The sequence below is a fragment of the Peptoclostridium litorale DSM 5388 genome (assembly GCF_900141635.1).
GTDB lineage: Bacteria > Bacillota > Clostridia > Peptostreptococcales > Peptostreptococcaceae > Peptoclostridium > Peptoclostridium litorale.
Window position 1 is genome coordinate 126,633 of sequence record NZ_FSRH01000003.1, and the last position, 26,596, is coordinate 153,228.

The following is a 26,596-nucleotide window of genomic DNA, read 5'->3' on the forward strand; positions in this document are numbered from 1 at the left end:
TACAGGAGGAATTTAAAATGGTATTTGATAAAGTTAAAGAGATAATTGCAGAGCAACTGGGAATTGACGATCTGGAAATCATAAAGAAAGAAAGCTCTCTAGTAAACGATCTTGAGGCTGACTCGCTAGATGCGGTTGAGATAATAATGGCTCTAGAAGACGAATTTGACATAGAAGTTCCAGACGAAGATGCAGAAAAGTTCAAAAACATAGGCGATATAGTAGCGTATATAGAAGAAAACAAGTAATTCTTGGGGGTAATATCATATGGAAAAAAGGGTCGTAATAACTGGTCTTGGATGTGTTACACCTATAGGAATAGGAACAGACGCCACTTGGACTTCTGTGAAAAATGGAGTTTGTGGAGTCAAGGAGCTTACAAGATTTGATTCCACAGATCTTTCGGCTACCATAGCTGCTCAAATTGATGATTTTGAGCCAACTGATTTTATAGAAAAAAGGGAAATAAAGAAAATGGACAGATTTACGCAGTATGCCGTGGCATCTGCTAAGATGGCTTTTGAAGATTCAGGGCTTGAGGAATTTGATCCAAACAGAATGGGAGTAATAATAGGGTCTGGAATAGGCGGAATAGAAACCCTTGAAACTCAGCATACAAAGCTGATTGAAAAGGGACCTAAGAAGGTGAGTCCATTCCTTATACCTATGATGATATCAAACATGGCGGCAGGCCAGGTTGCAATAGAATTAGGTGCAAAGGGACCTAATACGTGCGTTGTGACAGCATGTGCATCAGGTACACATGCCATAGGAGATGCATTCAAGGCTATTCAAAGAGGAGATGCAGACATAATGGTTTGTGGAGGTGCCGAGGCGCCTATAACACCTATGTCTATGGCAGGATTTTGCAGCATGAAAGCTCTTTCGACTAGAAATGACCAGCCTGAAAAGGCGTCAAGACCTTTTGACAGCCAAAGGGACGGTTTCGTAATGGGAGAAGGAGCAGGAGTGCTAGTCATAGAGGATCTTGAGCATGCACTTAAGCGAAATGCCGATATATATGCTGAAATAGTTGGGTATGGAGCTACAGCAGATGCATACCACATTACAACTCCAGCTGAAGGCGGAGAAGGGGCTGCAAGAGCCATGAAAATGGCAATGGACGATGCTGGCATAAGTAAGGAAGATGTCGACTATATCAACGCACACGGAACAAGCACTCCGTATAATGACAAATTTGAGACTATGGCAATAAAGGATGTGTTTGGAGAGCATGCATACAAGCTAGCTGTATCTTCTACAAAATCCATGACGGGCCATCTTCTTGGAGCTGCCGGAGGAGTCGAGTCTATTTTCTGTGCGCTTGCGATTAAAGAAGGATTCCTTCCTCCAACTATAAACCTGGAGAATCCAGATGAAGATCTGGACCTTGATTACGTTGCAAATGAGGGAAGAGTGGCAGATGTTAGATGTGCTCTTTCAAACTCGCTTGGATTTGGTGGACATAACGGAACTCTTGCGTTTAAAAAATATGAATAGTATGTGAATTCATATATTCAAATTTAGGATTCAGATGGGTTTTCCCATCTGAATTTTAAATTTGGAGGAAATTATTTATTGGAAGCATATTGGCATGATTCCAGGTATTGGACATAATAGAGGACAGTAAATTTTCAAATGGATTCTTACCAATTATACGGGTATATGTTATAATAATATACAGCCATTAATTAATATACCATGAATACATCAGTGTTTAGGGGGTACAGTCTATGGAAAGCAAGGATTACGGCCAGATTAAAATATCAGAAGAGGTTATTTCTACAATAGCGAGTATGGCGGCTTCGGAAATAGATGGAGTTGCAGATATGAGCAGAAGTATAAAAGGCGAAATAAAAGAGATTTTGGGCAAAAAAGACATGACAAAGGGAGTAAAAGTGGTAGTAGAAGAAGATAGGGTTTATATGGATCTTTTTATACTTGTTGAATATGGAATGACTATTCCCGATGTTGCATGGAAGGTTCAGGAGAACGTGAAAAATACTGTTGAAAACATGACGGGACTTAATGTTGAAGAAGTGAACCTTCACGTTCAGGGCATAAGTTTTAAAAAGGAAGCCATGCCGGAAGAACAATAGATTATTATGATTATAGCCCTCTGATTTTTCAGAGGGTTAGTTGTGTGCAATAAAGATTATTTTGGAGGGTTTTGATGAGCAGAAGAGTGACAAGAGAAATGGCAATGAAGCTTTTTTATCAAATGGAAATAGGACAGGAATTTGAATGCCAAAAAGTTTATGAGTATATAGACGAAAATGCCATGAAAGATATGGATGTGGAGTACATCAAGAACATATCAAGTAAATTCATAGGTGGTATGGAACAGGTAGATGAGATAATAGCAAAGTGTTCAAAGGGATGGAGCATAAAGCAAATATCAAAAGTGGACCTTAGCATATTAAGGATTGCAGTTTCTGAGATGATGTATGCCGACGATATAAGTGCGGGAATATCCATAAATGAAGCTGTAGAGCTTGCAAAAACTTATGGGGGAAAAAATTCTCCATCGTTTATAAATGGCGTACTGGGAAGTGCTGCAAATGAGCTTGGAAAATAAAATAATACTCGGGATTGACACTAGCTGCTATACAACATCTATAGCAGCTATAAATTTAGGTGGAGATGTTCTTTTAAACAAAAAGATACAGCTTAAGGTCAAAGAAGGAAATAAAGGCCTCAGGCAGTCAGAAGGCCTATTTCAGCATGTAGGCAATTTCGGAGAGCTTTTTGAAGATTTCAAAAGCCGTACAGGGGAATCGCAAATAGTAGCCGTTTGTGCATCAAAGACCCCGCGGCCTCAGGAGGGTTCATACATGCCGGTATTCAATGCCGGATACAATTTTGCAAAGGCAATATCCCAGATAGTGGGCGCTCAGTTTTATGAGACTTCACATCAGGAAGGGCACATAAAGGCCGCTCAGTTTTGCAGCAATCTCAAGGCGGACAGATTTTTGGCGGTTCACATATCTGGAGGAACCACGGAAATTTTGATTTCTGCAAAAAATGGAGCTGGTTTTGACGTATCTCTTGTTGGAGGCTCTAAGGACATAAGCGCGGGGCAATTGCTTGACAGGGTTGGAGTAAGGCTTGGCTATCCTTTCCCTGCAGGAAGGGTTATCGATCAGAATGCATATGGCTATGGGGATGAAAAATGCATATTTAAGATATCGTCAAAAGACGGACACATGAACCTTTCTGGAGTTGAAACCCAGGCGTACAGGATTATAGAGTCGGAAAAATTCGATGATAACAAGAAAAGGCAGCTGTCATACCATGTGTTAAAGGCGATTTCGGAAAAACTTAAAAAATCTATAATCTATCTGGGCGGCAAATATGGCTGCAATGATGTGCTTTTTGCAGGAGGAGTGGCATCGAGCAGATTCCTAAACTCTGAAATATCAAGGGATTTAAGTACAAAAGGGATAAAGACATATTGGAGCAGACCGGAATATTCAGCTGACAATGCGGCGGGAGTGGCCCTTATAGGAAGGGACATTTACATCAAAAATGGAGATGAGAAAAATGAAGCTTAAACCTCTTTCGGTGACCCACGTGAATTCATATATAAAGAAGCTTATTTTAAACGATCCCATACTCTATAATGTGAGAGTGAAGGGCGAAATTTCAAATTTTAAGGTTCACAGCAGCAAAAACATGTATTTCTCACTCAAGGATGACAATTCAAAGCTAAGATGCATAATGTTTTCTGAAAATGCAATTGAATATGAAAATACTCTAAAAGAGGGAATGAATGTAGTTGCAAATGGATATATATCAATATATGAAAGGGACGGAGCTGTTCAGCTTTATGTAAAATCAATTGAGATGGAGGGGATGGGGCAGCTCTATGCAGATTTTTTAAAACTCAAGGACAAGCTGCAAAGCGAGGGACTATTTGCCGAGGCAAAAAAGAAAACCATTCCGCAGTATCCAGGCTCTATAGGGGTAATAACATCTGAAACAGGGGCGGCCGTGAGGGACATAATAAATATTGTCAAAAGAAGGTTTCCGAAGGTTTCTATAAAGATATACCCGGCTCTTGTGCAGGGGGAGAATTCGGCCAAGCAGCTCATAAAGGGGATACAATTATTTAACGAAATTTCCAATATTGATGTTATAATAATAGGGAGAGGTGGAGGTTCCATTGAAGAGCTTTGGTCGTTTAACGATGAGAACCTGGCAAGGGAGATTGCAAAATCTAAAATTCCGGTGATATCGGCCGTAGGGCATGAGACGGACTACACCATAAGCGATTTCGTATCAGACCTTAGAGCGCCAACACCATCAGCTGCTGCAGAGCTTTGTGTCCCTTCGCTTTTGGACATGGAATACAGGTTAGAGCATATCAAAAATAAAATGACAAAAGACATAAAGGCCAGGCTCGAAAAGAAAGGCATAGCACTTGAAAACATAGCGGGGAAAAGGCCTCTTAGGAGTCCTGAAATGATATATGACAAGAAAAAGGTCGATCTGGACTACATTCTTGAGAAAATGGGAAAAAAGATGTCTGCCAACATGGATGGCCGTATAAGAACAATTGAAATGACAGGCAGGAACCTTTTTAATCTCAATCCCCTTTCAATACTGTCGAGAGGTTATAGTGTGGCTCAAAAAGAGGGAAAGACATTAAAGAGCGCAGATGACGTGGTCGAAGGTCAAGTCATAAATGTAATGCTTTCAGACGGGACGCTTGAGTGCAGTGTCGATAAAATATGCAAGGGAATGATCGATTATGAAAAAGATGAGCTATGAAGAGGCTTTTGAAAAACTCGAGGAAATAATGGAAAAACTTGAATTTGAAGATGTACAGCTGGACGAATCATTAAAGCTTTATGAAGAAGGCATAAGCCTTTATAGATACTGCAGTGAGCAGCTTGAGAAGGCCCAGCTTAAAATAACGAAGCTTTCGAAAAAACAGGGCACTATAGTGGAGGAAAGCTTTGATATACAGGAGGATTAAAAATGGGATTTACAGAAAAACTCAGGGGGAAAAAGGAGTTTATTGAAGAATTTTTAAAAGAAGCTATACCAAATACGGAAGGTCCTCACGGGAAGCTCTTTGAATCAATGAGGTACAGCCTTGACGCGGGGGGCAAAAGGCTTAGACCCATACTTCTTTTGGAAGCGTGCAGTATTGTCGGGGGAGAAGCTGCAAAGGCCATAAAATTTGCATGCGCAGTGGAAATGATACATACATATTCCCTCATACATGACGATTTGCCTGCTATGGATGATGACGATCTTAGAAGAGGGAAACCTACAAATCACAAGGTATTTGGAGAGGGACTGGCCGTTCTTGCAGGAGACGGGCTTTTAAACTATGCGTTTGAACTTATGATAGAGTCGTCGCTGAGATATCCTCAGGAAAGCTATAAATATATACTGGCCATGAATGAGATAGCCCAAGGCGCAGGCGTGTTTGGGATGATAGGAGGCCAGACTGCCGATTTGGAATCTGAAAACAAGGTTATTGAAAGTGAAACTCTTGAATTCATACACATGAACAAGACGGCTCAAATGCTTATAAGACCTATGAGGGCAGGTGCCATACTGGGAGGAGCAAGCCAGGCCGAGCTTGACAGGATAACGGAATACGCAGAGAACATAGGTCTTGCATTCCAAATAGTTGATGACATACTTGACGTGGTTGGAGACCAGTCAAAGCTTGGGAAAAATGTCGGAAGCGATGAAGAAAATCAAAAATCGACTTATCCGTCAATGTATGGGCTTGAAGAGTCCAAAAGTATGGCAGTGGGAAAAATTGAAAATGCCAAAAATGCAATATCTCATTTTGGCGAAAATTCACAATTTTTGGTTGAACTTGCTGAATATATAATTGACAGGGAATTCTAACGAGGAGGACACAATAGTTGGCTTTTTTTGAAGGCGTATTAAAAAACGAAGTTTTTATTGTATGTATAACGGCGTGGTTTGTTGCCCAGCTCATAAAAGTTATACTTACCGTTCTTATAGAAAAAAGATTTGACATGTCAAGATTTGTCGGTTCAGGGGGCATGCCAAGCTCACATTCTTCATTTGTAATGAGTCTTTCGACTGGAGTGGGCATAATAGAAGGATATGACTCTGTGATTTTCACTGTGGCACTTGTACTTTCACTGATAGTCATGTACGATGCGGCTGGAGTTAGAAGGTCTGTGGGCAAGCAGGCTAAAATACTAAACGCTCTTCTTGACGATATACACAAGCATAAAAAGCACCTTTTAATTGAAAAAAGACTTAAAGAGCTTATAGGGCATACTCCAGTGGAAGTTTTGTCGGGAGCAATTTTAGGCATTGTAATTGCCAACATTATGCTTTAAAATATAATTTGTGTTAGACTAAGGTGATGCAGTATTCTAGTCAGTTTTTTCAGTCTGGAAGGCGGGGCTAAAAATCCGTCAAAGGGCACAGCGATGAAGGTTCTTGTTTTGGCTTCTGACGCCCAGTCGGGGGTCATTTCAGGGAGTAAGAAGGCCGGGGCGATCTGCAATGGCATGCAGGCGATGACCCTCCCTTCGCGGAGACTGTCTTTTCTTGCAAAAGACAGAGAAACCTATCGGAGGTCGGACTTGGGCTAGGCTGAAGGTAGAGTAGCCTGCCTTGAGTGGAATAGGTAGATAAGTGGATCAAACCCATATGCCCTAGAGCTCAGGGATGTTGGGTCCATTGCTGCTTGAAACCTATTCTGCAAAAGAGGCTAAGGATTGAAAAAATCTGTTGGGGAAAACTCCTAGACTGTAGCGTAGCAAGGGGATTGCAGTGCGGACTAAGTGGTGATCCAGTTTTGCATACGGCGACAATGCAAAAAGAGGTTTAAAGGGAAACCGCTATCATGGCGACAGGTAGTACTTCTTTGGGAAATCCTACTGGACCTAAGCCGTAAAATTTATCCTTGCTGCCATCACTTTTGAATATAATAAAGGCCAAAATCCTAGTAGCCATACTAGGATATATTTTTATCTATGCTTAGAAAATACATTATAGTCTGCAAGTCAAAATATATGGACTAATTGACATGATTGAATAAAAAGAGGTGCGGTTTTGTTAAGTAAGTTTAAGTGGATCAAAGACGCAAGATGGGTTGCAGTAATAGGCATAATGAGTTTTTTTATAGCTATACTCATGAGTGTAGTATCTGAAACCATTCTTAGGAATACTGGAATTATTACAGCTTTTATAGTGCTCATCACCATAATTTTAATTGGGGTTATGTTTGATTCCGTCGGCATAGCAGTGGCGGCTTCAAAGGAGATGACATTCCACTCCATGGCGGCAAACAGGGTAAAAGAGGCGAAGACTGCAGTAAGGATAGTCAGAAATGCAGGCATGGTGTCAAGCATATGCAATGATGTCGTAGGGGATATTTGTGGTATAATAAGTGGTGTTGCAACAGCTATAATTATAACCAGAATTGCAGTCGTTTATAATATAAAGGACGCGGCGCTTATGAGTGTCCTGCTCAGTGGGCTTGTGGCTTCAATGACCATAGGTGGAAAGGCCCTGGGCAAGGAGATAGGCATAAAAAAGTCAGACAATATAGTATATCATTTGGCAATATTTATCCATATGGTTGAAAGTTTTTTAGGGGTTGAAATTCTAAAGCTTAAAAACAAAAAAAGGCAAAAGGGGAAAAAGGGGAGATAGGCTCATGTATAAACACTTGGATAATATAGAGGCTCCTTCAGACTTAAAAAAAATGAATATGCAAGAACTGAAAGAACTTTCAAGTGAAATAAGGGATTTTCTTATAGATAAAGTATCAAAGACAGGGGGGCACCTTGCCTCAAATCTTGGAATAGTGGAAGTAACTCTTGCTCTTCACTGCGTTTTTGACAGCCCAAGGGACAAGTTCATATGGGATGTAGGGCATCAGGCCTATGTACATAAAATGGTCACGGGAAGAAAAGACAAATTCGACGGACTAAGACAGTATGGCGGACTGAGCGGATTTCCCAAAAGATGTGAAAGTAAGCACGATGTATTTGAAGTGGGGCACAGCAGTACTTCCATATCGGCAGGGCTTGGAATGGCGGCTGCAAGGGACATTTTAAATGAAAACTATAACATAGTGTCCATAATAGGTGATGGCGCACTCACTGGGGGAATGGCCCTTGAGGCACTCAACCATTTGGGACATTCAAGGACTAAGATGATAATAATACTCAATGACAACGGAATGTCCATATCGCCGAATGTGGGAAGCATATCAAACTACCTCCACAAGATGAGAACCAATAAGATGTACAAGACATTCAAGGGTGAAGTTGAGGGGATAATAAGCTCTATTCCTAAAATAGGAAACAGGGTGTGCAAAACGGCCCACAAGGTGAAGGAAAGCGTAAAATACTTTATGATTCCAGGAGCATTTTTTGAAGAATTGGGAATAAAATATTTTGGTCCTGTCGACGGACACGACATAGAAAATCTTATAAATACATTAAATGATGTTAAACATGTTGAAGGTCCGGTAATAATACACGCCCTGACTAAAAAGGGCAAGGGCTATGAGAAAGCCGAGCAGTATCCGGACAAATACCACGGCGTAGGCTCTTTTGACGTTCGAAAGGGGCTCGTTTCTGGCAATAAGACGACATATTCTAGTGTTGCAGGAGACAAGCTTGTTCAAATGGCAAAGAATGACAAGCGGATTGTAGCAGTTACAGCGGCCATGCCTGATGGAACGGGTCTGGCAAAATTTAAAAGAGAATTTCCAGATAGATTTTTTGACGTTGGGATCGCCGAGGGACATGCGGTTACATTTTGTGCAGGACTTGCGGCAAACGGCATAAGACCGTTTTTTCCTGTATATTCTACGTTTTTGCAAAGAGGTTTTGACCAGATCATTCATGACGTTGCAATGCAAAAATTACCAGTGACATTGCTTTTGGATAGAGCGGGACTTGTAGGAAATGACGGCGAGACGCATCATGGAGTGTTTGACCTCAGCTATTTGGGTCTTATACCGGATATCACAGTAATGGCTCCAATGGACGGTGAAGAACTTGAGCAGATGCTGGAATATTCTCTGGATATAAATGGACCGGTTGCAATAAGATATCCAAGGGGGGCGGCGTACTCAAGCGATTTTTCAAAGACGGATGTAAACAGTGGAAAATGGGATGTTCTCAAAAAAGGCAGAGAGGTTGCAGTACTTGCGATAGGCAAGGGGGTTGAGCTTTCGGCAGGAGCCGTTGAAATACTTTCAAATGCCGGAATAAGCGCGGGGCTTATAAACGCTAGATTTTTAAGCCCCGTAGACGAGGATGCCGTAAGGGAAGTACTTGCGGGATATGACTATGTGTTCACTGTCGAGGACAATGTGTATGCAGGAGGCTTCGGGAGCAGTGTGAAGCTGTTTGAGGATGCGGATTCATATAGGGGAAGGGTATACAATATAGCCCTTCCTGACCATTTCATAGAACATGGGGACACTTCAATACTGCTTGAAAAATACGGACTGTCCAGTGAAAAGATAGCATCGAGAATTTTAAATGTGGTTTCAAAAGCAAAAAAAGGAGTTGTATAATGAAAAAAAGAATAGATGTTTTATTGTTTGAAAAAGGTCTTGTAGAATCTAGGGAAAGGGCAAAGACTACTGTAATGGCCGGCATTGTGCTTGTTGACAACCAAAAGGTGGACAAGCCGGGAACAAAGGTGGATGAAGATGCCGACATAAGAGTAAAGGGCAAGGTAATGCCGTTTGTAAGCAGAGGAGGACTTAAGCTTGACAAGGCGATAAAAAAGTTCGATATAGATCTTGAAGACAAGATTTGCATGGATATAGGTGCTTCTACGGGTGGATTTACCGATTGCATGTTGCAAAACGGTGCAAAAAGGGTATATTCTATAGATGTAGGATATGGACAGCTTGCATGGAAGCTTAGAAGCGACGAGCGAGTGGTGTGCATGGAACGAACAAATATAAGAAATGTCACCAGCGAAGATATACAGGACAAGGCTGATTTTGCATCGATAGACGTGTCGTTCATATCACTTAAGCTTGTAATTCCGGTTGTAAGGGAGCTTATAAGGGAAAACGCATGCATAGTTGCTCTTATAAAGCCTCAATTTGAAGCTGGCAAAGAAAACGTTGGCAAGAAAGGTGTAGTCAGAGACAAAAAAGTTCATGCTGATGTCATAAACACAATAGTTGACTTTGTTCAGGAAACCGGATTTGAAGTTTTGGGTATTGATTTTTCACCGGTGAAGGGACCGGAAGGAAATATAGAATATCTTCTTTATATTCAAAAGAGCGGTGAAGCGCTGCCTAGAGACCTGAAAGAATCCATTTCTGTTTTAGTAGACAATTCACACAATGATCTTAACAGCTAATTAAAAAATTAAATGCATAAAAGGAGGAGTATCTAGTTGAAGCTATCGAGACACTCTCAGATTTTGGAGATAATAAAGGATAAAGAGATAGAAACGCAAGACGAATTGGCTCTTGAACTTAAAGGGGTGGGAATAAATGTTACACAGGCCACGGTTTCAAGAGATATAAAAGAGCTCAAACTTGTGAAAGTGCTTAGCCCGAGCGGCAAATACAAGTACACATATCTTGAAAAGGATGACAAAAAATCTTCAGATAAGCTTATAAGAGTCGCAAAAGATACACTCATATCAATGGATTACTCTGAAAACATAATATGCCTTAGGACTATAAAGGGTGCGGCGCCAATAGTTGCCCATGCGGTGGACAGTCTTGAGCTCCGCGAAATAGTTGGTACAATAGGCGGAATAAATACCGTTTTCATACTTCTCAGGGATAGAAACGACGTAGAGCAGATAATGGAAAGGTTCAAAAAACTACTGTGAAAAAATTGGGAGAGGAATTTTGAATGATCCTGGAGCTTTATATAAAAAATTTCATACTGATTGAAGAGGCGACATTGAGATTTGGAGAAGGGCTCAACATAATAACTGGAGAGACCGGATCAGGCAAATCAATACTTCTCAATGCAATATCGCTTTGCCTTGGAGACAGGTGGGATAAGACATATGCCAGAGACAAGGGCATGAATACAATAGTGGAAACCACTTTCTTTATGGAAGACAAGAGGCTCAGGGGTCTCTTGTCTGAAGAATTTGGCATTGAATGCATGGAAGATGGAATGATAATAGTCAGCAGGGAGCTTACCTGTGATGGAAAGAGCATAAGCAAGATAAACGGGAGAAATATAAAGCTTGGCAGACTGAAAAACATTGTAGGAATGATAATAGACATCCACTCCCAGCATGAAACTTATGATATGTTTGACAAGGAAAAGTACCTTTACTATTTGGACCAGTATGGGAAGAAACAAATAGACCCATGCAAGGCCGAATATGCGAACATATATTCAAAATACAGGGAAATAAGAGAGCAAATAAGAAGTCTGTCCGGGGACAGAGACGAAAAACAAATACAAAGGGAGATAGACCTTCTCCAGTTTCAAATAGACGAGATAGAACAGGCGGAACTGGAAAACTGCAATATCGATGAAATGGAAAGGGAGATCGACAAGCTTAGGAATATGAAAAGCATAGAAAAAACTATAATGAACTGCTATTCGACGCTTTATTCCTCGAATTTTAATGCTTGCGACTTTATATCACAGGTTAACAAGGACTTGCAGGACATAGCGTGCTTTGATTCGAAGCTTGAAAACTTTCAAAGCAGCATAGAAGGGGTTTACCATACAATAGTGGAGATTTCCAGAGAGATAAGGCTGTACAGCGACAGCATGAGCTTTGACGACATGAGGCTGGAGCAGCTTGAGGACAGCCTGTCGGCCATAAATAATCTCAAAAGAAAATACGGCAATACTATAGAAGAGATACTTAAATATAAAAGCGACATTTCAAAAAGTCTGGATGAAATACTAAACAGGGATAACTTGATTGAGGATTTGATGAGGCAAAAGGATGAAATTGAATCTGTTTTAAAAAAGGCCGCGACAAAGCTGTCTGAAAGCAGAAGGGCGGTAGCTCAAAAATTCGAGCAGAAGATAAAAAATGAGGTAAGATCGTTAAACAACAATTATGCTGAGTTTAAAATAGAACTTAACCGAAAGCCAGAGTATGAAAATTCTGGAATAGATGACATCATGTTTATGGTGTCTTTCAACCTGGGAGAGGAAATACTTCCACTAAACAAAGTGGCGTCAGGTGGAGAAATATCCAGATTCATGCTGGCGCTTAAAAATGTAATAACTGAATTTGAAACTGTCGGAACACTGATATTCGATGAAATAGATACGGGTATAAGTGGAATAACTGCACAGGTTGTTGGCGGAAAGCTCAGGGAGATTTCAAAGAAGAAGCAGATAATATGCATAACCCATCTTCCGCAGATAGCAGTCAATTCAGACTGTCATTTTAAAATACAAAAGACAATAATGGATAAACGGGTTCAAACCAGTATTTCAAAGCTGTCTGAAGAAGGAAAAGTCAACGAAATAGCAAGGCTCATGGGGGGGCTCAACATAACTCAGACAACAATCAAGAGTGCAAAAGAGATACTGAATATGGCAAGGAATAACTAAAAATGACGGGTCACATATAAAAATTTCGTCTTGGGGGGATTTAATTTGAGAAAAATGGAAGACATAAGAATAGTTATAGCTGATGACAATAGAGATTTTCGTCATATGATGAATGAGTATATGTCAAATGAAGAAGATATACAAGTCGTAGGAATGGCGAGAGATGGTATTGAGGCAATTGAAAAAGTTGTGGAGACAAATCCGGATCTTCTTATACTTGATATAATAATGCCGCATATAGATGGGCTTGGAGTCATAGAAAAGCTGGTTGAAATGAAAGTTAAGAACATGCCAAGGATAATAGTCCTTTCAGCAGTTGGTCAGGACAGAATAACTCAAAAGGCCTTGAGCATGGGTGCGGATTATTACATGGTCAAGCCGTTTTCATTTGAAATGCTTACGAGCAGAATAAGAGATATTGTGCTGCAAAATTCAGTTCCATTAAAGGATGATCAGTCAGCGTCAAAATTTGAAAATGCCGGCTCTGGCGGCAGTTCTTTGAATATAGAAAATGAAATAACAAATGTAATGCACGAAGTGGGAATACCTCCTCACATAAAAGGATACCAGTATATGAGAGAGGCAATAGACATGGTTATAAAGGATATGAGTCTTTTGAGCGGGGTGACTAAAGCTCTTTATCCTGGAATCGCACAAAGGTTCAACACAACGCCAAGCAGAGTGGAAAGAGCAATAAGGCATGCCATTGAAGTGGCTTGGGGCAAGGGAAGTCCAGAGGCCATAAGAGGACTTTTCGGGTACGAGTCGTATGACAGCAAAGGCAAGCCTACCAATAGTGAGTTTATAGCCATGGCGGCGGACGCCATAAGGATTAAAAACAAAGTTGGAAGTAAATAGCGATAAAAAGACACTTCTTATCCCGTGGATAATGAAGTGTTTTTTTATAAAAATATTCATATGGAATACGAAGATATGGAGCTTTATATAGAAAACTGTGTAGATGTGATCAAATGCTGACTGTATTAATAGCATGTGCATTATTGATAGTATTAGTACTTTGCATATGGGGAGAAGGGAAATGACTCTAGCTTGTTACATTATAACAGCTTTTTCTTTTTTATAATGAGCATATGTTGTCATAGTATTTTAAAAGGTAAATGGGTTAAATGCAAAACGAAATTAAATTAAAATAATTAATTTTTTTGAAAGTAAAATCTGTCTGAATGGGTAATATTTATAATAAGAACTGCAAAATAAAAAGAATGTAAAGGGGATGATATTATGCCATACAGAGGGGAAGCGGTAGGTAGGAGTAGAGATAAAGACAAAAAAATGTTCAGAGAATCATCCAAGCAAAGGTATGAGATTGAGAAGAAAGAAACTGAAAAAGAACTTCATGACAATAAAATAGAAATAGAAAAACTATTGAATGAGGATTTTGAATACTACGAAACCAAGAAGGAGCATGGTATAAGCTATGCTGTTTTTAAAGAAAAAGGAAAAGATAATTTTAGAGAGTTGAAATTTGAATATGAAGAAAATTATAGCCACCTTAAAGATATGTGGACTATAGAAGTCGAAGATTAAAAAATGCGGTACCTCAAGGTACCGCATTTTTTCTGTGAAGATATTAGCTTTTGTACATGGCGTTGACTTTTATATAGTCATAGCTTAGATCGCATCCCCATGCAGTTGCACTGTAGTCGCCCATTTTAAGGTCTATTGTTATGATTACATGGCCGCTTTTCATTATTTTTTGGGCCTTGTCTTCGTCAAAGTCTATTCCTATTCCATTTTCAGCTATCTGAATGGAGTCGGAATCGTCTTTGAAGAAAATAGCCACCTTGTCAGGGACTATCTCAGCACCAGAATATCCAAGTGCGCACAGTATTCTTCCCCAGTTTGAGTTGTTGCCGAAAAATGCGGCTTTTACAAGGCTTGACGTTATTACAGACTTTGCGCAAAGCTTTGCCTCTTCCTTTGAAGGTGCATTAAGCACATGGGCCTCTATAAGCTTTGTAGCGCCTTCGCCGTCTGCGGCTATCATCTTTGAAAGCTCCTTGTTTACATAGTCCAGAGCCTCCTTGAACTTGTGGTAGGAATCATCTTCCTTCGAAACCGCCTTGTTTCCGGCAAGCCCGTTTGCAAGTATTATTACAGTATCATTTGTGCTGGTATCCCCATCCACGGATATCATGTTATATGAATCCTCTATGCTGTCTTTTAGCATATTTGAAAGCATGTCTTTTTCTATGCTTATATTTGTGGTTATGAAAGACAGCATTGTTCCCATGTTCGGATGTATCATGCCCGAGCCCTTTGCAATTCCTCCTATGAATATATCCTTTCCGTCAATTTCAAATTGGACAGCTATTTGCTTTGTATAGGAGTCAGTGGTCATTATGGCATGGGCTGAATCGTCCCCGCCGTCTACAGACAGGGAGGAACACGCTTTTTCTATTCCGCTTGAGATCTTGTCCATTGGAAGCTGAACACCGATTATCCCTGTAGAGGAGACAAGCACGCTCTTTTCATCTATGCCAAGGCACTGCGCCGTCTTTTGAGCCATGAACTTTGCGTTTTCGAGCCCCTGCTCTCCCGTACATGCATTTGCATTTCCACTGTTTACAACTATTGCCTGCGATTTTTCGTGTTTTATGGTCTCGATATCGAGTACAACAGGCGCGGCCTGGACCTTATTTTTTGTAAACACACCTGCAGAAGTTGCGGGAACCTCGCTAAATATAACGCAAAGGTCTTTTTTATTCTTTTTTAATCCGCTGTGAATTCCGGATGATGTGAATCCAGGAACATCAGTTATGGTTTTATCTTTAAGTATTATCAAAACGATCAACTCCTTATATACGATACTGTATGACGGGTTACATTATTAAAATTCAATTTCTGCCGCAGGCAGTTGGTTTATGTTCAAATCAATTTTTTACGGAAACATTGGAGCAAAATCTATACCGCATTTTTCATCTATGTCCAGCATTATGTTCATATTCTGAACTGCCTGGCTGGCAGCCCCTCTCATGAGATTGTCTATGGCTGAAACTATTACAGCCATGCCTGTTCTATTGTCATATGAAAGTCCTATGTGGCAGAAATTAGAGCCTCTCACCCATTTTGTCTCTGGCAGGGAATCGAGTACTTTTACAAAGTATTCGTCCTTGTAAAAATCCTTGTACATGCTCAAAAGGTGCTCCCTGTCGACATCTTTGTTTAGCTTGACGTAGCATGTGGAGAGCATTCCCCTGTTCATTGGAACTATGTGAGGCGTGAAAATTACATTTGCATCGCATCCCGAAAGGCTTGAAAGCTCCTGTTCTATTTCAGGCGTATGCCTGTGGGAGGCAACCTTGTATGCCCTTGTGGACTCATTGGCTTCGGCGTAAAGCTTTGAAATGTCACATCCCCTTCCAGCACCCGATATTCCAGACTTCGAGTCTATCACTATTGGATATGACTCTGCGAGGCCGGCCTTTAGTATCGGAACAATTCCAAGTATGGCTGAAGTCGGATAGCAGCCTGGGTTTGCAATTATCTGGGCATCTTTTATGGAAGCCCTGTGGAGCTCGGGCAGCCCGTATACGGCAGTGCCCAGAAGATCGGCACATGTGTGGTCGAGCTCATACCACTGCTTGTATACCTGCGCGTCTTTAAGTCTGAAATCGGCGCTAAGGTCTATTACCTTTACTCCTGATTCGAACGCCTTCTTTACTACATCCATGGACTTCCCATGAGGCATTGCGCAAAACAGCACATCCAAATCAGGAGTTTTTTCAATTGCAGCCTCATTTGATATGCATTTTTCGTCCAGTATCTGAGAGTAGCTTACATATATATCTGAATACTTTAAGCCCTCATAACTGTTTGAAGATAAAAAATCTATATTTACATGCGGATGGTTAAGAAGCAGCCATACCAGCTGCTGTCCGGCATAACCGGTAGATCCTATGATTCCCACGTTCACCATCTCATATCACCCTTTCATAATATATTTTACAAACCAAAGCGAAAAAATATTTTTTTTATAGGTGATACCCCTGCATGGGGGTTTGCAACCATTAAAGCTCAAAAGACTTAGCTTTTTATGCTGAGTCTATGTAATAAAAAGTAATAAAAAAAGCCTCCGCCTCTTATATAAATAAGAGACGAAGACATCGCGTTACCACTCTTTTTAAAACAACAGACATATAAAATTCTGTAAAACTAAAGACACCGCCTGCTGTTTTCACTCGAAGCCTTTAACGGGGGCGGCCGAGTTTTCCTAATGGGCTATGGCCTTTCGGAAAACCTCTTCATGGATACGTTTCAATATGGTCATGTGCCAAACTCACACCAACTTTGGCTCGCTGAATACAATCTGCATACCTACTCTTCCAATCATCAGATGTTCAAAATTTGATTGTTAATACAAGATGATAAGGCAATGGGTCTTAAAAGTCAATAGTAAAATATATTTTTTATGAAAAATAGCATCAGGGAAAAAACTGAGCCATAAAAAATAATTTTTACTGTTGACACAAAAAAATCGCTGGTATATAATTGACCTCAAACCAAAGCGAAAATAAATTTTAAAAAAGCATTAAAATATTACACGTAAACATATGAAACAATTTAATATGTCAAATTCGTTGAAGAGGATAGTAGGATTATGAAAAGGCTACAAGCGAGCTGGAGTTGGTGTGAGTCCGGCAGCCGTCATATTTTGAAGCGTACCTTGGAGAAGATCGCCTGAAACCGCATGAGGGAGTATGGCAGTCCGGTTAAAGCCGTTATTTATATGAGTGGAATCATCCGAGTATTTTTGCGATGATTCAAAAAGAGTGGTACCACGGAAGCGTTCGTCTCTTATATTTTTAATATAAGTGCGAGGGCTTTTTTTAGTTTGCTCCATATTTTAGGGGTATATTTTAAATATGACTGGATAATTAAATTTATAAATAAAAATATTGAATTTTGGAGGTGCATTATGGATTTATGTGGGAGATAAGGTGAAAATACTGACGGAGGCACTGCCGTATATAAAGAGCTTTAAAAACAAGGTATTCGTAATAAAATACGGGGGAAGCATAATGAGCAATGAGGAGGCCAAGAAGGCGTTCATAGAGGATGTAGTCCTTTTCAAGCTCGTCGGGATAAATATTGTGATAGTCCACGGGGGGGGACCGGAGATATCTGGAATGCTCAAAAGACTGAATATTCAGACTAAATTCGAAAGCGGACTCAGGGTCACAGACAAGGACACGATGGAAATTGTAGAGATGATACTTTCTGGAAAGGTGAACAAGGACATAACGTCAAAGCTCTCGGCTCACGGAATCAAAGCTGTTGGAATAAGCGGAAGGGACAGCGAGCTTATAACAGCAAAGAAGAAATACGTTGAAGAGGGCGGCAAAAAAATAGACATAGGCTATGTAGGGGACGTCGAAAGTGTGAAAAGGGATATAATAGTCGACCTCATAGACAAGGAATACATCCCGGTAATATCTCCAGTAGGATGCGACAAGGACGGTCAGTCGTACAATATAAATGCAGACTATGTTGCAGGAGCCATCAGCTCTGTGCTGGGCGCCGAAAAACTCATACTTCTTACTGATGTAAACGGCGTATACAGGGACATTAAAGATCCTTCAAGCTTCATATCCGAAATAAAAAAAGGCGAAATAGACGATATGATATCAAGCAACATAATACAGGGCGGGATGATACCAAAAATGGAATGCTGCAGGGATACAATAGAAAGTGGAACACAGAACATACATCTCATAAACGGAAATGTTGAGCACAGCCTTCTCCTTGAGATATTCACAAAAGAGGGTATAGGCACAATGGTGAAAGGGGACGAATAGATTATGGAGAATATAAAGGGAAAGAGTTTTTTGACGCTTAAAGATTTCACAGGAGAGGAAATAGGCTATCTCCTAGAGCTTTCAAAAGAGCTCAAGGAAAAGAAAAAGTCAGGCACAAAGGGAGATTCGCTTTTTGGAAAGAACATAGTACTATTGTTTGAAAAGACTTCCACAAGAACAAGATGCGCTTTTGAAGTTGCGGCGTTTGACGAAGGGGCCAATGTGACGTTCCTTTCAAATTCGCAGTTTGGGAAAAAAGAGTCTGTTGAAGACACGGCAAAGGTGCTTGGAAGGTTTTACGACGGAATTGAATTCAGAGGTTTCAAGCAGGAGACTGTGGAAGAGCTTGCAAAGTATTCGGGAGTATCCGTATGGAACGGGCTTACAGACCTTTACCACCCGACTCAGGTTCTTGCAGACTTCCTTACGATAAAGGAGCATGTCAAAAAGCCTCTTGAAGAAACAAAGCTCGTATATGTTGGAGATGCAAGAAACAACGTGTGCAATTCGCTTATGATAGGCAGCGCCAAAATGGGAATGAAATTCGCGGCGCTTGCGCCAAAGGAGCTTTGGCCTTCAAATGAGCTTTTGGAGGAGATGAATGAACTCGCAAAGGAAACAGGCGGTTCCATACAAATCACAGACAACATGAGCGATATAAATGATGCGGATGCGGTATACACGGACGTTTGGGTTTCGATGGGAGAAGAAGACCAGTTTGAAGAGAGGATAAAGCTTCTGAAGGATTACCAGGTGGACAGCAAAATGATAGAGGCCATTGGAAGTGAAAACTGCATATTCCTCCACTGCCTGCCTTCATACCATGACCTAAACACAGAGGTGGGAATGGAGATATACGAGAGATTTGGAATATCCGAAATGGAAGTGACTGACGAGGTGTTCAGATCAGAAATTTCAAAGGTGTTCGACCAGGCTGAAAACAGAATGCACACTATAAAGGCTGTAATGGTTGCCACAATAGGAAAATAAAAGCGACAGAAAATATAAGAGTAAAAAGAAAGCGGGGAACTCAAATGGGAAAAGACAAACTTATGCAGACGTACTGCAGATTTGACATAAATTTTGAAAAGGGTAAGGGTTCAAAGGTTTACGATACAGAAGGAAAAGAATATATAGACTTTGTAGCAGGGGTTGCCGTGAACTGCCTCGGCCATTCTCATCCGGCTCTTGTGAACGCCATAAAGGAGCAGAGCGAAAAGCTCATACACATATCGAACCTCTACTGGAACCCAAATCAGATGGAGCTTGCAAAAAAGCTTTGCGAACATAGCGACCATTCACAGGTGTTTCTTTCAAACAGTGGAGCAGAGGCTGTTGAAACGGCTCTGAAGCTTGCAAAAAAATACGGAAAGATAAAGGGTGGAGACAAGAAAAACAAGGTGCTTTATATGAGCGATTCATTCCACGGAAGGACAATAGGAGCCCTTTCGGTAACGGGAAGCAGCGACAATAAATACCAAAAGGACTTCATGCCGCTTATGCCTGGGACGCAGGTGGTGAAATTCAATGACATGAAAGACCTTGAAGACAAATTCGACGAGCATGTATGCGCATTAATAGTGGAGCCGGTGCAGGGCGAGGGTGGAGTTATAGAGGCGGATACCGAGTTCTTAAGCCTTTCGAGAAGCCTTTGCGACAAATACGATGCGGCACTCATATTTGACGAGGTGCAGTGCGGAATGGGCAGAATGGGGACGCTATTTGCATACAAGAGCTTTGGGATAGTACCTGATGTGATATGCCTTGCAAAGGGTCTTGGAGGAGGTTTTCCAATAGGGGCCACAATAGGAAACGAAAGAATTTCAAGCGCATTCACATTTGGAGACCATGGATGCACATTTGGAGGAAATCCTCTTGCAAGTGCGGCGGCTCTTGCTGTTTTAAAAGAGCTTGTTGAAAACGGAGTTGCAGAAGGCGTCAATGAAAAGAGCGCATATATGTTTGAAAAGCTAAATGGGCTTTGCGAAAAATATGGGTCAATTGAAACGATAAAGGGAAAAGGCCTTTTGATAGGAATTCAGTTCAACTGCGACACTAGCGAGTTCGTCTCCAAATCACTTGAAAGCGGTCTGCTCCTTGCAAAGGCTCAGGGAAATGTAGTGAGGGTGATGCCTGCACTTACGGTTGAAAAAGAGGTAATAGACCAGGCGGTTGAAATAATGGACAATGTGCTTGAGGCTATTGAAGCCTAGGGATTGGCGGAATTTACAAACAGCATGGGCAATGAGCTGCAGAATAAATTAAAGGGGAGTTGAATAATGGAAGGAATAATATACATGGAGGATGGAAGAGTCATAAAAGGCAAGGGCCTCGGGAAAATCGGAACTTCCCTTGGAGAGCTTGTATTCAACACATCCATGACAGGATATCAGGAAATACTCACAGACCCGTCGTACGGGGGTCAGATAATAACAATGACATATCCGCTAATAGGCAATTACGGAGTCAATATGGAGTTTTCGGAATCGGACAAGGTGTATGCAAGGGGATTCATAATAAAATCGGCATCAAACACCCCTTCGAACTACAAATCGCAAATGAGCGTTGACGACATGCTGAAGGAGATGGGAGTTGTATGCGTGTGCGGTGTGGACACCAGGATGATCACAAAGCACATAAGGAAAGAGGGAGCGCTAAAGTGCGCGATATCAAATGACGGCACTCCCGTGGAAGAGCTCAAAAAGATGGTTGAAGCCTATGTCTCGGACGACGACTGGATGAAAAGCGCAGGCACAAAAGAGGTATACAAAATAGAAGGCGGCGGGGCGAATGTGGCCCTTGTGGACTTTGGGGTAAAGGCCAACATAGTCAGAAGCCTTGTGAAGAGGGACTGCAATATAACGGTGTTTCCATACGGATTTTCAGCAGAGGACATATTAAATGGCGGATTTGACGGGGTGCTTTTGAGCAACGGCCCTGGAGACCCTCAAAAGGCGGCAGAGGCAGTCTGTGAGATTGAAAAGCTCATAGGCAAAATCCCTATGCTTGGGATATGCATGGGGCATCAGCTCATATCGCTGGCGGTCGGAGGTCAGACATACAAGATGAAATACGGGCACAGGGGAGGCAACCACGGAGTGTTCGACATACAAAAGGACAGGGGATATATAACAACTCAAAATCACGGATACGCCGTGCTTGAAGAGAGCATAAAGGACAAGGGAATGGTGGTTACCCACAGGAATCTCAACGACGGGACTGTTGAAGGGATGAAACACGAGGAGTTTCCTGTCTTTTCGGTGCAGTTTCACCCGGAGGCCTGTCCGGGGCCGCAGGACTCGATGCACATATTTGATGAATTTATTGACATTATGAAGGGGTGATGATATTGGCACTAGACAGCTCGATAAAAAAAGTACTTATAATAGGATCGGGGCCTATAATAATAGGGCAGGCTGCTGAATTCGATTATTCGGGAACCCAGGCCTGCAAGGCCATAAAGGAAGAGGGTATAAAGACCGTACTCGTAAACAGCAACCCGGCAACAATAATGACTGACGAAAATATTGCGGACAACGTTTATATAGAGCCGCTTACAATAGAGAGCATAGAAAAGATAATACAAAAGGAGATGCCTGACGGAATACTCGCGGGATTCGGAGGTCAGACGGCGCTCAACCTTTCGATGGAGCTTCTGGAAAGCGGAGTGCTTCAAAAGTACGGCGTGGAGCTTCTCGGGATAAACGAAATGGCCATAAAGAAGGCCGAGGACAGGGAAGAGTTCAAAAAGCTAATGATTGAAATAGACGAGCCCATACCGCAGAGCATAATAGCCACAACTACTCAGGAGTGCATAGACTTTGCAAAAGAGATAGGCTATCCCGTTATAGTAAGGCCTGCATACACCCTGGGAGGCACGGGCGGGGGAATAGCCAAGGGCGAGAGCGAGCTTGTAGAGATATGCAAAAAGGGGTTTGAAAACAGCCCCATAAAGCAGCTTCTCCTGGAGCAGAGCGTTGCAGGGTGGAAAGAGGTCGAATACGAGGTAATAAGGGACAAGAAGGACAACTGCATAATAATATGCAACATGGAAAACTTCGATCCCGTGGGAGTGCATACGGGGGACAGCATAGTCGTAGCTCCTAGCCAGACTCTTTCCGACAAGGAGTACCAGATGCTCAGAAGCTCTGCCATAAAGATAATAAGAAGCCTTGAAATAGAAGGTGGATGCAATATACAGTTCGCGCTTGATCCGCTAAGCCAGGACTATATAGTAATAGAGGTCAACCCTAGGGTTTCTCGTTCTTCGGCACTTGCGTCAAAGGCCGCTGGATACCCTATAGCTAAGATAAGCGCAAAGCTTGCGATCGGATACACTCTTGACGAGCTCAAAAACTATGTGACAAAGGATTCAAGCGCATTTTTCGAGCCGGCGCTAGACTATGTGGTAGTGAAGATACCAAAATGGCCTTTCGATAAGTTCAAAAGCGCAAAGAGGACTCTGGGAACCCAGATGAAGGCCACAGGGGAAGTAATGTCCATAGGAAGGACTTTCGAGAGCGCATTTTTGAAGGGCATATCATGCCTCGAGGGCAAGTATATAGGGATGAGAATACCTTATATAATGGAAATGGACGATAATGAGCTTGAGGAGAAAATACTCAATTGCGACGACGAAAGGGCGTTTGCTCTTGCGGAGAGTATAAGAAGGGGAAAAGGCGTAGAATACCTTAAAGAGCTTACCGCCATAGACCCGTGGTTTTTAAACGGTCTGAAAAACATAGTAGACATGGAAAAGGCACTCTCATCCAAGAGCGTGGACGAAAAACTTGTACATGCAGCCGAGGAGATGGGCTTTACTGACTGCGAGATAAGCGAGCTAAGCGGAATGAGCCTTGAGGCCATACAGGATATGAGAGACAGCTTTGGAATAAAGCCTGTATACAAAATGGTTGATACATGCAGCGCTGAATTTGAAGCCAAGACGCCTTACTACTATTCATGCTACGAAGAGGAAGACGACAACACCATATCAGGCAAGGATAAGATTATAGTCATAGGCTCAGGTCCTATAAGGATAGGACAGGGAATAGAATTCGACTATTGCTGCGTCCACGGGGTATGGGCCATAAACGATGCGGGATACGAATCCATAATGGTAAACAACAACCCTGAAACTGTCAGCACGGATTTTGACACTGCCGACAAGCTTTACTTTGAATCTCTATATATAGACGATGTAATGAACATAATAGAAAAGGAAAAGCCTCACGGCGTTATAGTTCAGCTGGGAGGACAGACTTCCTTAAACCTTGCAAAAAAGCTCCACCAAAGAGGGGTTGAGCTTCTGGGAACCTCATTCGAGTCTCTGGATCTTGCGGAGGACAGGAACAAATTTGCCAAGATGCTAAAAGAGCTGGAAATACCTGTGCCTACGGGCGGGATGGTTTCGAGCGTCAAGGGAGCCGTGGAACTTGCAAACAGCCTATCATATCCTGTGATAGTGAGGCCTTCATATGTAACGGGCGGAAGGGCCATGCAGGTGATATACGACGACGCTTCTCTTGAAAGGTATATGAACGAGGCGCTTTCACTTTCGGACGAGTCGATAATACTCGACAAGTACGTAAAAGGCGTGGAGATAGAGCTGGACGCCATAGCCGACGGCGAAAACGTACTCATACCGGGAATAATGCAGCACATAGAAAAGACTGGAGTCCACTCTGGAGACAGCATAAGCGTGTATCCTTGCCTGGATGTCTCAGATGAGGTCATAGAAAAGCTTGTAGCCTACACCGAAAAGATAGTCAAAAAAATGAACGTAGTGGGGCTTTTGAACATACAGTATGCTTATGACGGAAAAGATGTATACGTTATAGAGGTCAACCCGAGGGCTTCGCGTACCGTTCCTATACTCAGCAAGGTTACAGGAATTCCTATGGTCAAAATTGCCGTGGGCGCAATGCTTGGCAGAGGAATAGAGGAGTTTGGATACGGGAAGGGCCTTGTAAAGCCTAAAGATTTTTATGCTGTAAAGTTCCCTGTGTTCTCAGGCGAGAAGCTTTCGGACGTTGACATGTATCTGGGGCCTGAAATGAAGTCCACGGGCGAGATACTTGGAATAGACGAGGACTTTAAAAAGGCGGCATACAAAGGATTTGTGGCGGCGGGCTTCAAGATGCCAAAGAGCAAGAGGCTTTATGTTTCGGTTGCGGACATTCACAAGGAAGAGGCTCTGCAGGTGATAGGGGAATATTCAGGCAGAGGTTTTGAGATATTCGCTTCGGAAGGAACGTCTGAGGTGCTGAAAGAAGTTTCGATAGACCACAAGGTGCTTTCGAATGAAGAGGCGATTGAGAACGTGTTTGACGGAAAGATAGACGTTGCCATAAACATACCTACAAAGGGGAATGTGCTTGGGACGTTTGGATTCAAGCTCAGAAGGAAGCTTTCGGAGCACAAGGTTCCAATGTTCACGTCGATTGACACCGCAAGGCTTTTCATGGATGCCATGGACATAGCGAAAAGTCCTGAAGGCGTGGACTACAGGACGATGAATGAATATTTGAATATGGGAAAATAGAAGAAACAAAAAGCAATAAAGGGAATCCAGTGGAATAAACGGCCGATAATATTACGTTTTGGTATTTCTACCATCTCATGAGCATTGAATTCGGGAATTTTGTAAACTTGCTTCGCTCAGGCAGTCCAAAATTCCAGCGAATTCAGCTGCGCATTTCGATGAGAAATATTGCAAAACTCTATAAAATCGGCATAGCCATTCCAACTGGATTCTTTTATGCGTGTATATGTTTACATATGTGGCACGCATTGAAGAAATGCAACTTGATCCTGACTTCGGCCATGAGTTAGTGGCGTCAGACAAAGTGGTATAATAATTACAACAGCAACTATATAAACAAAAGGGCAGGTGAATCTATCTTTCATTATGTTTTCTGCCTTGAGCGAAGGGAGTGGTTGTGATTATGCACGAAAACAATACAGTTTATTATCCACAGGACGAAATGACTACTTTTTTACTGCCGGTAACATTGGGATGTTCGTATAATAAATGCGCATTCTGTTCTATGTATAAATGCGATAAATACGGTGAAGTTCCATTTTCGGATATGGAGATGCAATTGCTGAATGCGTACATTTATACTGAAAAGGTATTTTTGACAGGCGCAGATCCCATGTCAATAGGATTTGACAAAATGAAGCGATTATTGGATATGATACATCAGTATTTGCCTTATTGTGCATGTGTGGCATCATATGCGTCCATAAAGAACATTTCCAAATATTCAGTTGAGGAACTGTCCGTTCTTCATGATGCGGGGCTTAGAATGCTCTATATCGGTTTTGAAACAGGCAGAGATGATATATTAAAACTTATGAATAAAGGTCATACGGCAAATGAAGCAATTAAACAAGCAAAGAAACTTAACGAAGCAAAATTACAATTTAATTCCATTGTTATGTATGGAATAGCTGGTGAAGGAGAGTCTGTAGATAACGCAGTCGCAACTGCTGAAATGATCAATCAGTTCATAACAAACAGGGTTATTACAATGAACCTGACGGTTTTTGACGGGACGGAGCTGAAAAACATGGTAAAAAGAGGAGATTTTGTCCCTCCGAGCCGGAAAGAGCGGTTAGTGGAAGTGATAACACTTTTAGAAAACCTCGAACCCCAAAAAGCGACGATATTCGACACGACGCATCCGACAAATATAGTAAAGATAAAAGGCACATTGCCGCAGGACAGGGAAAGATTAATAAATGAAGTCACAAGACAGATAAGCGTAAGTAGAACCTAAATTTCTGGCCGTTCTGAATCCATCAATCCATAACATATTGGAGGCATAGAACTTTTCCGACATATGCTTTTATGCTATTTTGGCATATGTCGGAAAAGTTCTATGCAAAAATGATTTGTTAGCCTAGATTCAATAATGTGAAACCTGTTTTTTCATCAAACAGCCGCTTTGCATCGACATTCAATATCTCCTGTAAAATCACTTCACAACAAACCCATGCTTTAACGTCATTACGCAGACATCCCATAATGGTATTTCCGGATCTTCCCAATGCGCCATGGATATGTAGAACCATTTTTAACGCTTGCAAATTCTTCTATGCAGTCTGGTAGAATATCCCCCTCTTCAAGCCTGATCACAAAGACCCTGCCAAGTTTTCCTTCAGTAGCTTTCAATTTTAAAACCTCCCCTTATAACAGCATCAGTCAGTTGCAAAACTCTACAGGCG

26 protein-coding genes and 2 other annotated features are annotated in these 26,596 nt (G+C 41.7%); of the genes, 22 read left to right on the plus strand and 4 right to left on the minus strand.

Annotated features, from left to right (window positions below; genetic code table 11):
- The first annotated feature begins 17 nt into the window (after positions 1-17).
- From acpP to BUQ87_RS03925, 16 genes are all read left to right on the plus strand, one after another.
- Positions 18-248 carry an acyl carrier protein gene (gene acpP / locus BUQ87_RS03845; protein ID WP_038267984.1) on the plus strand — a complete coding sequence of 77 codons (231 nt, stop codon included), beginning with the start codon at positions 18-20 and terminating at the stop codon, positions 246-248.
- Between the two features lie 19 nt (positions 249-267).
- The gene (gene fabF / locus BUQ87_RS03850) at positions 268-1,500 is read left to right on the plus strand and encodes a beta-ketoacyl-ACP synthase II (protein WP_038267986.1); all 1,233 of its coding nucleotides are present in this window, start codon (positions 268-270) and stop codon (positions 1,498-1,500) included.
- 233 nt (positions 1,501-1,733) lie between these two features.
- On the plus strand, positions 1,734-2,099 hold the full coding sequence (locus tag BUQ87_RS03855; protein WP_038267989.1) for an Asp23/Gls24 family envelope stress response protein: 366 nt from the start codon (positions 1,734-1,736) through the stop codon (positions 2,097-2,099).
- 74 nt (positions 2,100-2,173) lie between these two features.
- Positions 2,174-2,578, plus strand: a complete 405-nt coding sequence (nusB, locus tag BUQ87_RS03860; protein ID WP_038267991.1) for a transcription antitermination factor NusB — start codon at positions 2,174-2,176, stop codon at positions 2,576-2,578.
- Positions 2,562-3,554: a hypothetical protein gene (locus BUQ87_RS03865; protein ID WP_038267993.1), complete on the plus strand. Its 993-nt coding sequence runs from the start codon at positions 2,562-2,564 to the stop codon at positions 3,552-3,554. The genes nusB and BUQ87_RS03865 overlap by 17 nt, the downstream gene beginning before the upstream one ends.
- Entirely contained in the window at positions 3,544-4,773 is a 1,230-nt protein-coding gene (gene xseA, locus BUQ87_RS03870; RefSeq protein WP_038267996.1) for an exodeoxyribonuclease VII large subunit, read from the plus strand. Before BUQ87_RS03865 ends, xseA begins: the two co-directional genes overlap by 11 nt.
- Positions 4,754-4,981 carry an exodeoxyribonuclease VII small subunit gene (xseB, locus tag BUQ87_RS03875; protein WP_038267999.1) on the plus strand — a complete coding sequence of 76 codons (228 nt, stop codon included), beginning with the start codon at positions 4,754-4,756 and terminating at the stop codon, positions 4,979-4,981. The genes xseA and xseB overlap by 20 nt, the downstream gene beginning before the upstream one ends.
- 2 nt (positions 4,982-4,983) lie before the next feature.
- On the plus strand, positions 4,984-5,874 hold the full coding sequence (locus tag BUQ87_RS03880; protein WP_038268002.1) for a polyprenyl synthetase family protein: 891 nt from the start codon (positions 4,984-4,986) through the stop codon (positions 5,872-5,874).
- Between the two features lie 17 nt (positions 5,875-5,891).
- Positions 5,892-6,341 (plus strand): divergent PAP2 family protein, encoded by a 450-nt coding sequence (locus tag BUQ87_RS03885; protein ID WP_038268005.1) that lies wholly within the window; start codon positions 5,892-5,894, stop codon positions 6,339-6,341.
- A gap of 721 nt (positions 6,342-7,062) precedes the next feature.
- Positions 7,063-7,665, plus strand: a complete 603-nt coding sequence (locus BUQ87_RS03895) for a hypothetical protein (RefSeq protein WP_052636422.1) — start codon at positions 7,063-7,065, stop codon at positions 7,663-7,665.
- A gap of 4 nt (positions 7,666-7,669) precedes the next feature.
- Positions 7,670-9,547, plus strand: coding sequence for a 1-deoxy-D-xylulose-5-phosphate synthase (gene dxs / locus BUQ87_RS03900; RefSeq protein ID WP_038268011.1), 1,878 nt, complete (start codon positions 7,670-7,672; stop codon positions 9,545-9,547).
- Positions 9,547-10,353 carry a TlyA family RNA methyltransferase gene (locus BUQ87_RS03905; RefSeq protein ID WP_038268014.1) on the plus strand — a complete coding sequence of 269 codons (807 nt, stop codon included), beginning with the start codon at positions 9,547-9,549 and terminating at the stop codon, positions 10,351-10,353. The genes dxs and BUQ87_RS03905 overlap by 1 nt, the downstream gene beginning before the upstream one ends.
- A 36-nt stretch (positions 10,354-10,389) precedes the next feature.
- Positions 10,390-10,836 carry an arginine repressor gene (locus BUQ87_RS03910; RefSeq protein WP_038268017.1) on the plus strand — a complete coding sequence of 149 codons (447 nt, stop codon included), beginning with the start codon at positions 10,390-10,392 and terminating at the stop codon, positions 10,834-10,836.
- Between the two features lie 23 nt (positions 10,837-10,859).
- Complete coding sequence (gene recN / locus BUQ87_RS03915; RefSeq protein WP_038268020.1) at positions 10,860-12,545, plus strand: DNA repair protein RecN; 1,686 nt, start codon at positions 10,860-10,862, stop codon at positions 12,543-12,545.
- Positions 12,546-12,599: 54 nt separating this feature from the next.
- Positions 12,600-13,403, plus strand: coding sequence for a sporulation transcription factor Spo0A (gene spo0A / locus BUQ87_RS03920; RefSeq protein ID WP_038268386.1), 804 nt, complete (start codon positions 12,600-12,602; stop codon positions 13,401-13,403).
- 384 nt (positions 13,404-13,787) lie between these two features.
- Entirely contained in the window at positions 13,788-14,093 is a 306-nt protein-coding gene (locus BUQ87_RS03925; RefSeq protein WP_038268023.1) for a hypothetical protein, read from the plus strand.
- 43 nt (positions 14,094-14,136) lie between these two features.
- Here the strand turns inward: BUQ87_RS03925 and argJ are convergent, their stop codons facing one another.
- Together argJ and argC are read right to left on the minus strand one after the other, a co-directional pair.
- Entirely contained in the window at positions 14,137-15,351 is a 1,215-nt protein-coding gene (argJ, locus tag BUQ87_RS03930) for a bifunctional ornithine acetyltransferase/N-acetylglutamate synthase (RefSeq protein ID WP_330391225.1), read from the minus strand.
- 96 nt (positions 15,352-15,447) lie between these two features.
- Positions 15,448-16,485, minus strand: coding sequence for an N-acetyl-gamma-glutamyl-phosphate reductase (gene argC, locus BUQ87_RS03935; RefSeq protein WP_038268028.1), 1,038 nt, complete (start codon positions 16,483-16,485; stop codon positions 15,448-15,450).
- Positions 16,486-16,656: 171 nt separating this feature from the next.
- Positions 16,657-16,908, minus strand: a binding site (T-box leader).
- 229 nt (positions 16,909-17,137) lie between these two features.
- Positions 17,138-17,367: a binding site (T-box leader), on the plus strand.
- Positions 17,368-17,506: 139 nt separating this feature from the next.
- Between argC and argB the strand changes: the two genes are divergently transcribed.
- The 6 genes from argB to BUQ87_RS03965 all read left to right on the plus strand — a co-directional run bounded on the left by argB (position 17,507) and on the right by BUQ87_RS03965 (position 26,148).
- Positions 17,507-18,364, plus strand: a complete 858-nt coding sequence (argB, locus tag BUQ87_RS03940; protein WP_242943768.1) for an acetylglutamate kinase — start codon at positions 17,507-17,509, stop codon at positions 18,362-18,364.
- 3 nt (positions 18,365-18,367) lie between these two features.
- Entirely contained in the window at positions 18,368-19,354 is a 987-nt protein-coding gene (argF, locus tag BUQ87_RS03945) for an ornithine carbamoyltransferase (RefSeq protein WP_038268030.1), read from the plus strand.
- A 44-nt stretch (positions 19,355-19,398) separates the two neighbouring features.
- Positions 19,399-20,577 carry an aspartate aminotransferase family protein gene (locus BUQ87_RS03950; protein ID WP_038268033.1) on the plus strand — a complete coding sequence of 393 codons (1,179 nt, stop codon included), beginning with the start codon at positions 19,399-19,401 and terminating at the stop codon, positions 20,575-20,577.
- A gap of 66 nt (positions 20,578-20,643) precedes the next feature.
- Entirely contained in the window at positions 20,644-21,708 is a 1,065-nt protein-coding gene (gene carA, locus BUQ87_RS03955) for a glutamine-hydrolyzing carbamoyl-phosphate synthase small subunit (RefSeq protein ID WP_038268036.1), read from the plus strand.
- A gap of 5 nt (positions 21,709-21,713) precedes the next feature.
- Positions 21,714-24,908 carry a carbamoyl-phosphate synthase (glutamine-hydrolyzing) large subunit gene (gene carB / locus BUQ87_RS03960; protein WP_038268392.1) on the plus strand — a complete coding sequence of 1,065 codons (3,195 nt, stop codon included), beginning with the start codon at positions 21,714-21,716 and terminating at the stop codon, positions 24,906-24,908.
- Positions 24,909-25,311: 403 nt separating this feature from the next.
- Positions 25,312-26,148 carry a radical SAM protein gene (locus BUQ87_RS03965; RefSeq protein ID WP_038268040.1) on the plus strand — a complete coding sequence of 279 codons (837 nt, stop codon included), beginning with the start codon at positions 25,312-25,314 and terminating at the stop codon, positions 26,146-26,148.
- Between the two features lie 118 nt (positions 26,149-26,266).
- Here the strand turns inward: BUQ87_RS03965 and BUQ87_RS15810 are convergent, their stop codons facing one another.
- On the minus strand, positions 26,267-26,443 hold the full coding sequence (locus BUQ87_RS15810) for a PCC domain-containing protein (RefSeq protein WP_408635096.1): 177 nt from the start codon (positions 26,441-26,443) through the stop codon (positions 26,267-26,269).
- Entirely contained in the window at positions 26,379-26,543 is a 165-nt protein-coding gene (locus BUQ87_RS15390) for a PPC domain-containing DNA-binding protein (RefSeq protein WP_200774437.1), read from the minus strand. Before BUQ87_RS15390 ends, BUQ87_RS15810 begins: the two co-directional genes overlap by 65 nt.
- Positions 26,544-26,596 lie beyond the last annotated feature (53 nt).